Origin of the sequence: Mucilaginibacter sp. RCC_168 (assembly GCF_041355315.1) — a bacterium.
In the GTDB taxonomy this organism is placed as follows: domain Bacteria; phylum Bacteroidota; class Bacteroidia; order Sphingobacteriales; family Sphingobacteriaceae; genus Mucilaginibacter.
The window spans coordinates 130,904-145,299 of sequence record NZ_JBFUPN010000011.1; the positions used below are offsets into that span (position 1 = coordinate 130,904).

Below are 14,396 nucleotides of genomic sequence, written 5' to 3' on the forward strand. Positions count from 1 at the left end.
GCACTTCCGGAGCGGTCATCTGTCAATAAAGTTGAGTGCGGTGCGTGTAAGCAAAATAAATACCGGGCAGCGGGTACTGCAACAGGCAGTGGAAGACCCAGGCCAACCAGTTTATGCGGCAATCCAGGGATGCCAAATCCACAAATCGGTAGCGGCGGAAACAGTCAAAGCTACTTCCTTTTCGGCCTGATAGTTAAAAGTTTATTGTGGGGTCTTTACCGCCGTACCACTCTTAACATCTATTTTAAAAGGTTCCGGCTGAGGTAACCAAAGCTTCCCATCGCCGATTTCAACAGGCATCCAAAGGTATCGTGAGTCCCACTGTGTTTTGGGTTTCCAGATATCGCCCAAAAACAGGATAGTGGTATCCCTTCTGCCTGTTACCTTCAGCAACAACGTTGACTGTGAGCCGTAGGTATTGGTTTCCTTTGGCGCAATATCCTTAAATTCCGACCACGGCCCCTCAAGAGATTTGGCAGTTGCATACTGGTTAGGATTAGCTTTCCAGCCTGTCAGCGCAGACCCTATAGCGTAATAAAGTCCCTTATAATGAACAATGGCACCGCCTTCCATGTGTTCAGGTATTAAGCATACCTCACTGTCAATATTACGGCAGTCTTCGGTCAGTCTGGCGATGTGAAAACCAAGTGGGCGATCCTCGAAGATAAGGTATGGTGTACCATCGTCATCCACAAACTGCCCGATATCCCGGCTCTCGTGCCCTAAAGGTCGAAAGCTTTTGAGATACTGAAAATCACCATCGGGTTTTTTGCTAACCGCGATGCCAACCCTGGCATACTTATAAGTGGCGTTGTCAAGATGAAAATACATGACGAACCGATGATCTTTTTTGCTGTAAAACACTTTGGGCCGTTCCAGTATCCAATGCCGGCCCAGGTTCTCCGGGTCTGTCATCTGAACAACATCTCCCCTGAATTTCCAATTCATCAGGTCCTTGGAGGTATAACAACTTACATAGCGTTTGTTGCTATCAAGGCCCTGTCTTCTTTCTTCGCCGTACCAGTAATAGGTATCTTTTACCTTGATTATACCACCACCATGGGCCTGTATATGTTCACCCTTATCGTCCGGCCATACTCCCCCGGGACTTACTTTAGTTAATTGCTGTGCTGAAATATGCATGCCAGAGATTAGCCCAAGGGAAAGAATAGCAGATTGTAATAAATATTTTATGATCGACATTTTGTTAAATAAATTATGGATAAAGGTGGTTTCTAAAAGTTATGATCAGGCGACAAGCTCCCTCGGGAAAGTTTTTTTATTTTCCGTTAGCTTGAGTCTAAGCTGACTAACACCGCGGTGTACGTGATTGACAACGGACTGATACTGCAAACCGGTCACTTCGGCGATCTGGTCATAGTTCCATTCATCAAAATACCGGAGAAAAATCATTTCTTTCTGACGTTTGGGCAATGTATTTAAAGCCATCGCAAGGATCTGCCGGGCTTCCCTGCCGACTTCAATATTAACAATCAGGTCTTCAGCGGAAAAAACAACATCTACCTGTTTATGATTTTCGGGATCAAGCGACTCCGGCCGGTAAGCCTTCAGGTAGTTAATTGCGAGGGACCTGGCCGACTTAAAAAAGTAATATTTGACATTATTTATCGGTCCAAACCTTTCTTTCCGCTCCCAAAATTTAATAAAAAGGTCCTGCAAAATATCCTGGGCGATATCTTCATCCTTAACGATCTTAAACAGATAGAAATACAAAGGAGAATACAATGTATCGTGGATACGACTAAAAGATTTCACATCTCCTACGAGGGTTTGCGCCCACCACTTCGTTAATTCGGTACCGTTCTTCATATTGGCTCCATGAGTTTTTTAATAGGCCGCGTCAGGCAAGCAGGCTCAACAACGATTTCCAAAATCGATTAAGGAGCTTTTATTCCCGGCTTAATAATTGGTTTATGAAAGCTAATATGAGAGGTTTTGATGATCAAGAAGGGACACAAATTAATCATTTTGGCGGTACAAATTCGACATTTTAAGAAAAACCTAAATGGATTAAGGCGCACCAATTTTAAGTATTAAAGTACTAAATATCAACTATCTACATTAAATCTCTTTTTAAAGATAGGTCTTTTTTGCTTCAGAAAGTCTGAGGGATTAGCACCAAATAATTTAAAAAACTGGCTCCGGAAGTATTTTATGCTATTAAACCCTGTTTCAATTGCCACCTCATTAACATTCAGATTAGACTGAATCAGCAGTTCCGCAGCCTTACGCAAGCGGATATATCGGATAAAGCTGTTGATCGTGTGCCCGGACAAGGATTTTACTTTACGGTACAGGTTTGAATGGCTCATCCCGATCTGCGCAGCCAGCACCTTAATGGAAAAGTCATCGTCGGTAATATTCTTTTCCACAATGTCAATACATTTTTCGAGGAACTGCCTGTATTCATCTGAGATGGTTATGTTGGCTTTTTTAAGCGTAATCGTATTATAGAAATACTGTTGTAAATTATCGCGATTCTGCAGGAGATTTGCTATACGGGCAATCAATACTTCTTTTTCAAACGGTTTTTGAATGTAATCATCCGCCCCGCTTTCAAGGCCTTTGATCTTGCTTTCGGGAGACGCACTTGCCGTCAGCAGGATCATCGGAATATAACTGAGCTGGGGATCGTTTTTTATCTCGCTACAAACTTCAATGCCACTTAACTCCGGCATCATCAGGTCACATATGATCATATCGGGCCGCTTGTCCCGGGCCATTGTTAAGCCGATCTGACCATTCTCAGCTTCATATACAATATAATAAGCTATTAGCAAAGACCGGATATAGCGCCGCAGTTCCGTATCATCGTCGATCACCAGGATAGTTTTTTTATCGCTGACAAGAGCTTTTGTTTCAAAAGTAATCTCATCGGTCTCCGCACTACCGCCTTCATCTGACAATTCATTCAGCAACGGCGAAATAAGATCTACCCTATCAGAGACGATAACCCCGGGAAAGTGACTTGTACCTTTCAAAAGCTCCAGGTTAAATGTCGTCCCGTTACCCGGGATACTCTCGAAATAGAGTTGTCCCTGATGCCGCAGCGTAAATTGTTGCGCCAGGTATAACCCAATTCCAAACCCGGCCTTTTGCCCCGTTTTGGCAGAGCGATAAAATCGCTCGAACACATGGCCACCAGCTTCCTTGGGTATTCCGGGGCCATTATCTATTACTTTTATAATGACTTCTTCCGGCGTGTCATTTAACCGGACCGTCACCGTCTTCCCGTTTGCAGAATATTTAATTGCATTGGAGATCAGGTTGAACAGGATAATCTCGATCTTTTCACGATCTCCGTAAATAATAATAGCGTCGCCGGGGGCGTCGAGTACCAGGTTAATCTCCGAGACCTTTGCCTGATGAAAGAAACAAAGATAAACCTCGCGACAAACGAGCACGATGTCCATCGGTGCGATGTGAAGCTCGTCGGCCACTGCATCAGCTTTACGAAAGAGTAACAACTGGTCAACAAGGCTCAGCAAACGCCTTGAATTACGGTAAACGATATTCAGATCCTGCCGTTCACTGGCGTTACTCCTGGCCAGCAAATCTTTTACAGGATTGATGATCAGTGAAAGTGGAGTGCGAAACTCATGGGCAACACCAGTGAAAAACTCAATGCGCCGTTCGTTCAGTTCTTTTTCTTTTTCCTGAAGATTACGTTGGTATTCGGCATCTGCACTTGCAAGCTTAATTTCATACTTCAGCTTGGTTTCCCTAAATTTATTGCGTACATACCAATAAATTATTCCGGCTATCAGTAATGCATAAGCAATAAATGCCCACACGGTGGCATACCAGGGCGGAAGAACCACAATGTTAAGGGTAAGTTGATTTTCGGTCCATTGTCCTTCCGGGTTCGTGCAATTGACTTTCAGAACGTAACTGCCCGGATCCAGCCGTGTATACAATGCGTTGCGCTGATGGCCGGCATCAATCCATTTTCTATCCCATCCCTGAAGAATATAACGGTACTTTATTCTTTCCTGCGCCGTAAACTCTATAGCGGCAAACCGAAAAGACAACGACGCGTTTTTATAAGGTACCGTCAGCGAAACAAGTTCGTTATGTTCATTAGCTTTGAAAAAGCCGGGATAAAAATCCAGTGGTTGAGCGTCGATCCTAATATCTGTAAACGCCATATCCGGCGCATTACGCAACGGAACGAGTTGTTCGGGGAAAAACAGGGTAAGCCCGCCTGTGCCACCAAATGCCAGCTGGCCATTCCTCAACCTGAGTGAAGCATTGAAATTGAACTCTTTACTTGCAAGCCCGTTACTTTGATAAAAATTAGTAAATGTATTTCGCCAAGGATCAAACCGGCAAAGCCCGTTATACGTGCTTAGCCAAAGCTGCTTAGAATTATCTTCTTCTATTGCCAATACATTATTGTTACTCAGGCCGGCCCGGGTCGTAAACTGCCGGGTGACTTTGCCGACGGATGTCTCGAAATACACCAGGCCGGCTTCTGTTCCGAGCCATAGGTCGCTGCCAGCGGATTGGTGGATAGACCGGACCGGTTTTCCGGTTGTGTAGAATTTAAATTTCTTTTGTTTGATATCGACTTTATAAAGTCCGTCGAAATTTCCGGCCCAAAGGTTTCCGGCCCGGTCTTCAGATAGCGACAAAATGTTTGACAATTTTGCGTCATACAATTTAAACTGGTCCGTCTTATGGTCATAAATGAACAAGCCATTCTGTAAACCGCTCGCCCAAAGGTTCCCTGCGTGGTCAACATAGAGGCACCAGAAGGTTATGCGGCTTTCTTTACCGTGCACATCGAGTCCACGGTAAACTTTGAATCGTTTTTGCTGGGTCTTGTAAAGATTAATCCCTCCGTCAAAAGTGGCGATCCATAAATTTTCCGCTGAATCCTGGATAATGCTGGTGACAAAATTTGAGCTTAATGACCCTGGCACCCCTGGCTCGTGCCTGAAGTTGGAAAAATGGCCGGTGCGCCGGTCCCAGATACTCAGCCCGCCACCATCTGTGCCAATATACAGCTTTCCGTCCCGGTCTTCAAAAAGTGATTTTACAAAATTGCTGATCAGGCTGTTGGTATTCAGCGGATCATGACGGACGTTTTGAAACCTGTCTTTAACCTCGTCGATCACATTTATTCCTCCCCTGAGCGTACCTATCCATTTTCGTCCATTCCTATCCAGCAGCAGTGAATACACGGCATTACTAGAAAGCCCCTGTTCGTCGTTTCCTTCCGCCAAATAAGAGATCTGCGTACGGCTCTTATTCAATATCTGGATTCCTCCCCCATCTGTTCCAACCCATAAACTACTATCCGGCATTGCCTGTAAACTGGTCACTCTGTTTGATCTGAATTCTCCCTCGGACTCATTTAAAAATCGGTCATAGGCGCCAGAGCGGGTGTTGAAATGGTATAGCCCCTTTGTGGTGCCCAGCCAAAGGTTACCGTTATCGGGGTAAATACAGGTAGCACTGCGCACCGTACCATTGAGCAAATGAAATTTATTCCCGGCTGCGTCATACTCGCATAAGCCCAGATCAGCGATCATTGCATAAATGCGGTTACCGGGCCGCACTAATAATGCCTCTACACTATAATTCCATTTAAGCTGCGCAATAATATCAAGAGGTATGGGCCTGCCTACACGGCTACCCTTGTTAAAGACAATCAAGCCGTTACCTTGAGAGGCTACGATTATATCTCCACTGTTGTCTACCTTGATATCCCGTATATAACTTTTAATAACAATCTTCCGGCCGCCGGGCAGTACCGCATAAACAGCAGAGAATTTATCCGTGAGCGGGTCCAGCATGCTGACCCCCTGCCTGGTACCTACCCATAAATTATTGCGTGCATCCTGGGCGATACAATTCACATAACTATGAATAATGGAAGAACTATCTTCCGGTTGGTTACGATATACTTTAAAGTCATAACCATCATAACGGTTCAGGCCATCATAAGTACCAAACCAGAGAAAACCGCGACGGTCTTGAAATATACACCTGACTTCGCTATTGGAAAGCCCCTCTTTCAGGCTTATACGATCTATATGTGACGCAGGAGCGACTACCGCGTCTGCATGGTTACAGGAGCAGAATAAGATGATCAGGGCCATTTTTAAAAGCAAATCAAAGTGCATTGATAGTCCTGCAAAAACACATGCCTTTTTCCTGATTGTACGCTTATCCAATTTTTGAAAATCTTTGTTCAAATCATCAATAGCCTAATCGCTCCTGACTATGCGGTTTAACGGTCCGGCTTTACCTTTTCAGGCAGCTTGCCCAGCTTTTTGGAAATCGATTCCCAACTATTTTTAATTTGCTGTTCGTCAATTTTCGGCTTTTTCAGTTTAAAAAGAGCCGGAATGTCCGCTTCTTTATAATTTTTTTTCATTGGTGATACCGATAGCATTCTGCACCTTATAAAATTTAACCCCAAACAAAAATATAACAAAATAGCATATAACCGGCAGGTAATATGCGTATGCAACATCATGATCAGCAATACGTTCCATGAGGAGCGGAAAAACAGCACCAGCGACTACACCCATAGCAACAAAAGAGGATGCCTGCTCAGTATGTTTTCCCAGATTTTTCAGAAACCGCTGCACCAGTCGCGCTCGTTCACGTAACTCCATTCTTTTGTTCCTGTCAAAATAGAACGCGGCAGGTTTTTAGTACCAGCGTGGACGTTTGCAAGCGTTTTTTTCGCCTGTTGTACGCAATAAGCGGGGGCATCCTGCGGGCTGGTCTGGGCCAACAAACGGCTTGATGATAAACATAAAAAAATGGTAACAATGAAGATTGGTTTCCCTTTCATATTAAAGATGATTTTAACAGTCATAACTCATTCGCGCAAAATTCCCGGCAAATACGGCTGATGTAATCCAGGCTTCGCCATACTTTTAAAAGCCAGTTATCAGCAAAAAAGCTTCTTTGCAAGAAGCCTTTTAACCAATTTTAACAACCGGACGGTCGAATACGAAGAGTTTGGTACAAAGACAGCAGAAAAAACTATCGATACTCCTTTTTTTTACATTTCGACGGATGATGATAAAGATTCATTACCGACACCTGCTTCATTTGAATTTAAATAACTCCTAAAGGCCGGATTGCAATAACGTCCCCACTCTATACATCAAAAAGACTTTCTGCAAATGTTCAGAAACCGGTGAGTTAATGTACAGCGGCAGTATTGTTAACAGCAAGAAATCGCTCTAATATTTAGGTTTAATCAAGCTTGCGCAGCGGGGCTGATGAATCCCGTATAATCAGTTTGGTTTTCAGCAAAATATTTTGCGAATCAATCATATGATCTTCCTGCAACTGATCCAGTAATATTTTTGTTACCTGCAACCCAATCTCCCGGATCGGCTGAGCAACAGCGGTGATGGCCGGGGTAAATAGCGAAAAATTGTTATTGTCGTCAAAAACAACTACACCGATGTCTTGTCCAACAATCATGTCCAGCTCTTTAATGGCCTCCAGCCCACTTAATGCCAGATAATTGGTAGAAAAAAACAGCGCATCAATATCAGGCTTTCCCTTCAGCAGGTTCTTGATACTTTGAACGGTTTTTTCTTTTGCTTCCCTGAACTCTATATCCTTGATCACCGCTGGTAAATCGTGAGCTTTCAAAGCTGCCAGGTAGCCATTTGCCCTTTCAGTCATTTGATCCTGAGGGGATGAAAGCGTAACAAAAGCGATGTTCCTGAAATCATTTTCGATCAGGTGGATGGTAGCGGATTCGCTGCCACGGAAGTTGTCTACGGCTACTTTTGAACATGGCAGGCCGGGCAACGTACGGTCAAATAATATAACAGGAGTTCCGGCTCTGATCAGGTCCCCTAATACCTCTTCCAGCGCGGGTGCGGGCGCCAGTATATAGCCGTCAACCTGGTAATTTTTGAAAGTTTGCAGCAAATCATTAGCGATCTCTGTTGAGTTTTCTGAACTTCCATAGATCAGCCTGTAACCATATTGGTAAATATGCTCTTCAACAACACGCGCTATGGCCGAAAAAAAGGGATCACTGATATCTTCGACGATCATACCGATGGTTTTACTTTTACCAGTACGCAAGCCAACTGCCAATCGGTTAGGCTGGTAACCTACCTTTTTTACAAAGCTGATGATTTTATCCTCGAGTTTTACACTTATACCGCTTTGCCTGGCCTTTCCATTTAAAACGATGGAAACTGAAGCTTCGGAAACGTTCAATGCCGACGCAATATCTTTGATGGCCAGTTTCTTTTTCATTTTAATTGATGTAAAAGCGTATATGTTAATATTCTCTCCTGGCAGTACCGCGCAAAAGGCGGAAACTAACGGTCGGGCGTGATAATGGCCGCCTGGCCGCTTTTACCACTAAGGTTCACCAGATATGTGTCGCTATATGTTACATTTATCGTTCTCGAGCGGATGCCGCCGGCTCCATCATCCTCATAAACAGTAGCGGCATAGCGCTTATTCTTATCAAGAAAATCAAGTCGAAATTTTCCTTTCCAGGGCTGCAGGCCCGCAGCGCTTCCAAGGTACCAGATACTTCCCTTGCGCCTCGCCACACTGATACCTTCGCCGATTTCCCCCGCCAGGTACCTGCTCTCGTCCCAAACCGTTGGCACATATCTGAAGAATTCTATTTCGGTATCGTTCTGGTAATCCTGCGAACGCCCATACCAGAATATGGCCTGTAGGGGATCAAAATAAATAACGGTCAGTGCCAGTTGCTGCGCTTTGCTCACTTTAACGTTCTTGCTGTAGGAATTAAATTTGTTCGGATAACAAAAAGTGAAATCCGCCGCGCCGGCAAGAAAGCGCGTAAATGGCAATACCGTGGTATGAAACGCGTCGGGGCTATTTTCGTCCCCACGGATACCTTCCGAACTCAGCACGAATGGATATCTCCGGCTCAGGCCTGTAGGTTTATAATGATCGTGTACATTGAGTACAAACCCGTTGTCGTTGACTTTCTTCATAGCGGTATCCAGCCATGCCAGGCCCTTTTGCGTGCCCCCGTCTACGAATCCGAATTTAAATCCACTCACCCCCCACTTTTTATAAAGGGATAACAAGGTGTCGATTTTAGACTTTAATCCCACATAGTTTACATATAATATCACGCCAATTCCTTTTTGACGCGCGTGGGCGATAATCCGGTCCAGTTCAAAACCGGGGATCGGCTTCGTTGGGTCGGATATCGTGCGAAATTCCGACCCGTACCATCCTGCATCAATCAGGATATACTGAAAATTCATTTTAGAAGCAAAATCCACCCCATCCAAGGCACCCTGTGTGTTAATAGGAACCCGGAAAACTTTTCCTGGTTTTATCCCAAGAGGTACTTTGTTATTAAGTGGTTTCACAAGCTTTAAGTTCAACTGGCTGAAATTATGCAGGCCAATGGCGGTTTTGCTGTAACTTACCGTCCGCCACGGCGTGACCAGACTATCCCTGAACATAATTATCGAATCCGTCCGGATCGAAACCTGCTGATTCCGATAAATCGTATCTATATAAAAATGAAACGCTAAACTCTTAGGACGGCGTCCGCGGACCAGCACGCACTTGGTATAATTGCGGTTGTCCGCCTCCCCAATACTAACATAACCCGGCACATCGGAAACCAGCGTAGATGGTAAATCGCTGATCCCCTTCAGCGAATCCACCGCTACCGGGCTAAAAACCGACTCTTCATGGTACTGGTATATCCGGTATCGGGCGGTCATGTTGAATTCCGTCAGTTCCGCTAAAAGCCGGACAGGACGTTGCGGCAACAGGTAACACGCATAACGAAAAGCCAGACTGCCATTGTAAACGCGGGTTAGGAGCTCAAATGTTCCGGTCTCGGTCCTGCAATGGAAGGTAATGCCGCGATAGCTGTTTTTTATGGTAGCATCTTCGCCAAGCGGCCATGAAAACTTTTCTTCTACCCTGTGTTGACTTAAAACGGAGACCGAAATGAGCGAATCGAGCGAGGGCCCATCAGTTTTAATTCCCAGGCGCGACCAGTCCAAAATCACCCGTTTATCGCAAGTTAACCTGTAACAGAGCTTCCCCTGTTTATCAAGCTTGAATTGAGCCTCGGTAAGCCGGTCGGGCGATTGAATTCTGAATACCACTTCCTGAGCGCCGGCAGCGGTTGCCAGGTAAATTAGAAAGGATATGCTGATCAGGAATCTATAAAATGAATTATTTCGCTGACTGGGGAAGAATATATTGGTTTGCATGTGTTGAAAAAGACAAATCAGAATGTTAAATATACTCATCTAAATTGTATCTATTTTTTTGCTACACATCCTGCCGCGGCAACTACCGTCTGTAATTCCCCGCTGTAAAAAATCAGAGGTTATGCCAGAGTGACTTTGGAAGTCATTTAGAGATGATCGCTAAATAAAAGTCAATTTTTTATGAGTATATAAAATTACGCTCCCTGTCTTTATTCAGATAAGTAAACTGTAATACTCTATGACTAAAATCTGCCTGTTCCTGACCCTAAGCCTGTTATTCTGTAAATATTCCGAAGCCGAAGTGCTTACCTACAAACAGCCGGATTGCACAATTATCAGCCACACTTATGAGGTCCAGGTGAGGGATAGTCATGGCAAATGGCAAAACACCGGGGTTTACAACGTAAATGTTGCCGCGAGATTCGATTCAAGACCTATAACTAAAAAAACATCATTTGCTTATTTTGATTGTTCAGATAGCGTAAGCGTCAGAGTAAAGGTAAATTACACACCGGTGTGGGATGCGAAAATCAGGTCTTCCGGCCATAGGATCACTCCACGAATCAATGGCAACATCATAGAATTTGCTATGAAATCTTCCGAATATCTTTCATTGGAGATCAATGCCGATGTTTTTGAAAACCTACAGCTTTTTGCCAATGCCATTGAAAAAGAACACCCTAACCCTAATGACCCCAATGTGATCTACTTTGGCCCGGGAGTCCATGATATCGGCAGGATGACCATACCGTCGAATAAGACCATCTATATAGCCGGCGGAGCTGTGGTAAGCGGAGCGTTAATAATTGACCACGTTAAAAACGTAAACATTTGTGGACGCGGCATCCTGACACAATTCCCCGTCCGGCAGCATAGTTTTGTGCCCAACCAAACGGTGCCGCCTCAGCAGTCGAGGGATGACCAGTTGCTCATTCAGTTCAGTGAAAACATAACAATCAGCGGGATTATTGAGATGTCAAAAGGGTATTCTGTGATGATAGGAGAGTCGAAAAGCGTACACATCAATGATTTTAAAGCCTTCAGTTCTACCGGAAATGCTGACGGTATCGATATCTTTTGCAGTAAAGATGTGGCGATCAACCATATATTTATGAGAAATTCAGACGATTGCATCGCTATTTACGGACATCGTTGGAACTATTACGGCAATACGACTGATATTACCATTGATAATGTGATACTTTGGGCGGATGTGGCCCATCCTTTATTGATCGGTACCCATGGCGATTCTGACCATCCGGATACGTTGCAGAACATTAGAGTTCGCAACATGACGGTACTCGACCATCATGAAAATCAGCTCGATTACCAGGGCTGCATTGCCTTAAACGCGGGAGACAGTAATCTGATCAGGAACATCGGCTTTGAAAATGTCAATATCGGGGATATCCGTAAAGGGCAGCTTTTCAATCTGCGGGTTATGTTTAACCGGAAATACAATACGTCACCTGGCCGCGGAATTGAAAACATCTTGTTTAAGAACGTTATCTACTCAGGATCACATGCGAATATGTCTGTTATCAGCGGATATGATGAGCAGCACGCCATCAAAAACATAACTTTCGAGAATCTCAAAATCAATGGCACTTTGATCTATGACGCAATGAAGGATAAACCAGCCTTTTATAAAACAGGGGATATGGCAAACATTTTTATCGGTGAACATGTGGACGGGATGAAATTCGTGACCAGTGAATGATCTGGAATTTGTATTTTGTTCCGGGTCTACGCGTGATCTTTCCTTTGAACTTATTGAAGAGGCCGTTCGTTCTACCCATTTATCGCCTGGGAGGATAAAAGGATTGAAGCCAAAGTTGGCATTTGATATTAAAATAAAATGATGAGAAGTCTAAAAAAAACTCTTTGTATAGTCTTATTTTCGGGCATTTATGGCAGTGCCCGCTCCCAGCAGTTTATCCATCCGGGCCTTTTGAGTAACGATAAAGATATAGCGAGAATAAAGATGGGGCTAACTACCGGTCAGCCGGACATTAAGGCAGGGTTTGAAGAACTCAGCCGACACCCTCAATCACAATTCACCTACCAGCTTCAAGGCCCGCTAACGATGGTAGGCAGGAATCCTACTGTGGGACAAGGTGCTTATGACAACGATGCAAACGCCGCTTTTCAGAATGCTTTGATGTGGGCTATTACAGGCGATATCCGTCATGCGAAGAAAGCTATAGAGATCGTTAACGCCTGGTCAAACACACTGACGGCTATCACCGGAAAAGATGCAGTGTTAATGGCTGGCCTGGGCCCGTTCAAAATGGTCAATGCAGCGGAGTTATTACGTTATACAAATTCCGGCTGGACCAAAAATGAGATCCTCCGTACAGAAAAACATTTCCGGGAAATAATTTACCCTGTCATTCAAAACTATGCTCCATTCGCAAACGGGAACTGGGATAGCGCAGCCCTGAAAACGGCTATGTCCATAGCTATTTTCTGCAATGATCATCAGATCTTTGAAAACACACTCGATTATTACCAGCGAGGAGCAGGAGACGGTAGCTTGACCAACTATATCATTAACGATTCTGGGCAGAGCCAGGAAAGCGGGCGGGACCAGAGCCATACACAGCTTGGAATTGCCCATCTTGCGGATTGCTGTGAAATGGCCTGGCACCAAGGTCTGGATCTGTATGGTTTACAAAACAACAGGTTACTGAAAGGATTTGAATATACTGCGAAGTATAACCTCGGTTACGATGTTCCATTTACACCGACCATAGACAGAACAGGCAAATACCGGCATTACCATATTTCCGGGGATACCAGGGGCAGGCTTAGAGCCGTTTATGAAGAGGTTTATAACCATTACGTCCGCCGGCGGGGCCAACAGGCCCCATTTTCCGCTGAAGCCGCTGCCCGGTTGCGGCCTGAATCACAAGGAGCGCCTGGGGCCGATCATACCGGCTTTGGTACACTTTTATATTCAAGGCTGTATCCGGACAGTATTACTGCGAGTGTCCCCTATCGTTCTGCCGGCGTTATCGTGACGAACTCCGGAGATGTTAATATCATTACCTGGCCCTCAATAAATAACGCTGGCTATTACAGGATCAGGAGGGCAACAAAGCCTGATGGACCTTATGAATTATTAGCGGGCAAAATTATGAGCGATCATTTTATTGACCGTAACCTCATAAAAGGCCGGTTATATTATTACGCGGTTGCTGCGGTAAATCCTAATGGCCAAAGCGCGTTTTCAACTTCAAAATCCATATGCGCGGGATTGCCGTTCCCATGGAAAATTGCCGATATCGGCATAGGTGGCGATCATGTTGAAGGAGATCCGGATACCTTATTCTCAACAGGTGGTAAGAAAAGTATGGCCTCGTATAATGGTGCTACTTTTGAACTGCATGGTATCGGCACAGGTACAGATAGCCAAGGCGATCATTGCACCATGCTTTACCAGCCACTGAAGCAATCGACCGGTATTATGATGAGATACGTACCACAGCTTAGTGCACAGGCAACCCAGCTTGGATTAACTATCCGCAATGGACAAGACGCGAATGCCGGGAGTGTATCGTTGTTGCTGCGCTCCGTGACCCAATCCAATCCAGAATCGCCGGGCTGGCGGATGCAGTTTCTGCGGCACCTTGAAAATGGCAGGACCGAGGTTATTGCCTCGAGTGATGAACTAAAATCCCCCGTTGTGACATCTGGGCGAATGACCGGGTCATTATGGTTTAAGATCAACAAGTCCGAAAATCACTTTATATCAAGTTATTCGGCAGATGGCAGACAGTGGACAACACTGGGAAAAGCTGATTTTAAGACGGCGACCCGTTCGGTTGTGGGCGTTCTTGTAGCCTCCGGATCAACACTTATCGATACACAAATCGCGATTGGTGAGTTAAAACTTTTGAAACCCTGATTGCAGATACTTTCAGGTTAATGTTCAGGATTTCACCTGAGCAAATCTCTGCTCGTAGGCCACCCTTAGTCGCCTTCCTGGCTCACATTTAAATGCTGAAAGCCAGGGATATTTTCCGGACCGCCAAATCCTGCCTTCAACAGGGTCTAACCACCGGCCCCCGCTTTTTTGATAAATGCATACTTTTTTTCTGATAAGCATCTGATGATGAGTATCCATTTCAAGTTTGCTTGTCTTCTCCCATA

10 protein-coding genes are annotated in these 14,396 nt (G+C 44.8%); 2 read left to right on the forward strand and 8 right to left on the reverse strand.

Annotated features, from left to right (window positions below; all coding sequences use genetic code 11):
- Nucleotides 1–201 precede the first annotated feature (201 nt).
- The 8 genes from AB6735_RS12240 to AB6735_RS12275 form a co-directional block, all read right to left on the reverse strand.
- Nucleotides 202–1,203: a family 43 glycosylhydrolase gene (locus AB6735_RS12240; protein ID WP_176851923.1), complete on the reverse strand. Its 1,002-nt coding sequence runs from the start codon at nt 1,201–1,203 to the stop codon at nt 202–204.
- A 45-nt stretch (nt 1,204–1,248) separates the two neighbouring features.
- Entirely contained in the window at nt 1,249–1,830 is a 582-nt protein-coding gene (locus AB6735_RS12245) for an RNA polymerase sigma factor (protein WP_090463757.1), read from the reverse strand.
- Between the two features lie 239 nt (nt 1,831–2,069).
- A complete protein-coding gene (locus AB6735_RS12250) occupies nt 2,070–6,203 on the reverse strand; it encodes a two-component regulator propeller domain-containing protein (RefSeq protein WP_370996201.1) in 4,134 nt (1,377 codons plus the stop codon).
- A gap of 56 nt (nt 6,204–6,259) precedes the next feature.
- Complete coding sequence (locus tag AB6735_RS12255) at nt 6,260–6,406, reverse strand: hypothetical protein (protein ID WP_176851921.1); 147 nt, start codon at nt 6,404–6,406, stop codon at nt 6,260–6,262.
- Nucleotides 6,390–6,650 (reverse strand): hypothetical protein, encoded by a 261-nt coding sequence (locus tag AB6735_RS12260; RefSeq protein ID WP_369829166.1) that lies wholly within the window; start codon nt 6,648–6,650, stop codon nt 6,390–6,392. Before AB6735_RS12260 ends, AB6735_RS12255 begins: the two co-directional genes overlap by 17 nt.
- Nucleotides 6,608–6,832: a hypothetical protein gene (locus AB6735_RS12265; RefSeq protein ID WP_143013807.1), complete on the reverse strand. Its 225-nt coding sequence runs from the start codon at nt 6,830–6,832 to the stop codon at nt 6,608–6,610. The genes AB6735_RS12260 and AB6735_RS12265 overlap by 43 nt, the downstream gene beginning before the upstream one ends.
- Before the next feature lie 410 nt (nt 6,833–7,242).
- Nucleotides 7,243–8,271 carry a LacI family DNA-binding transcriptional regulator gene (locus AB6735_RS12270; protein ID WP_090463749.1) on the reverse strand — a complete coding sequence of 343 codons (1,029 nt, stop codon included), beginning with the start codon at nt 8,269–8,271 and terminating at the stop codon, nt 7,243–7,245.
- A gap of 65 nt (nt 8,272–8,336) precedes the next feature.
- Nucleotides 8,337–10,241, reverse strand: a complete 1,905-nt coding sequence (locus tag AB6735_RS12275; protein ID WP_176851920.1) for a glycoside hydrolase family 97 protein — start codon at nt 10,239–10,241, stop codon at nt 8,337–8,339.
- Between the two features lie 238 nt (nt 10,242–10,479).
- On the opposite strand from AB6735_RS12275, the gene AB6735_RS12280 reads away from it, so the two are divergent.
- Complete coding sequence (locus tag AB6735_RS12280; protein ID WP_090463743.1) at nt 10,480–11,961, forward strand: glycosyl hydrolase family 28 protein; 1,482 nt, start codon at nt 10,480–10,482, stop codon at nt 11,959–11,961.
- A gap of 141 nt (nt 11,962–12,102) precedes the next feature.
- The gene (locus AB6735_RS12285; protein ID WP_370996202.1) at nt 12,103–14,151 is read left to right on the forward strand and encodes an alginate lyase family protein; all 2,049 of its coding nucleotides are present in this window, start codon (nt 12,103–12,105) and stop codon (nt 14,149–14,151) included.
- Nucleotides 14,152–14,396 lie beyond the last annotated feature (245 nt).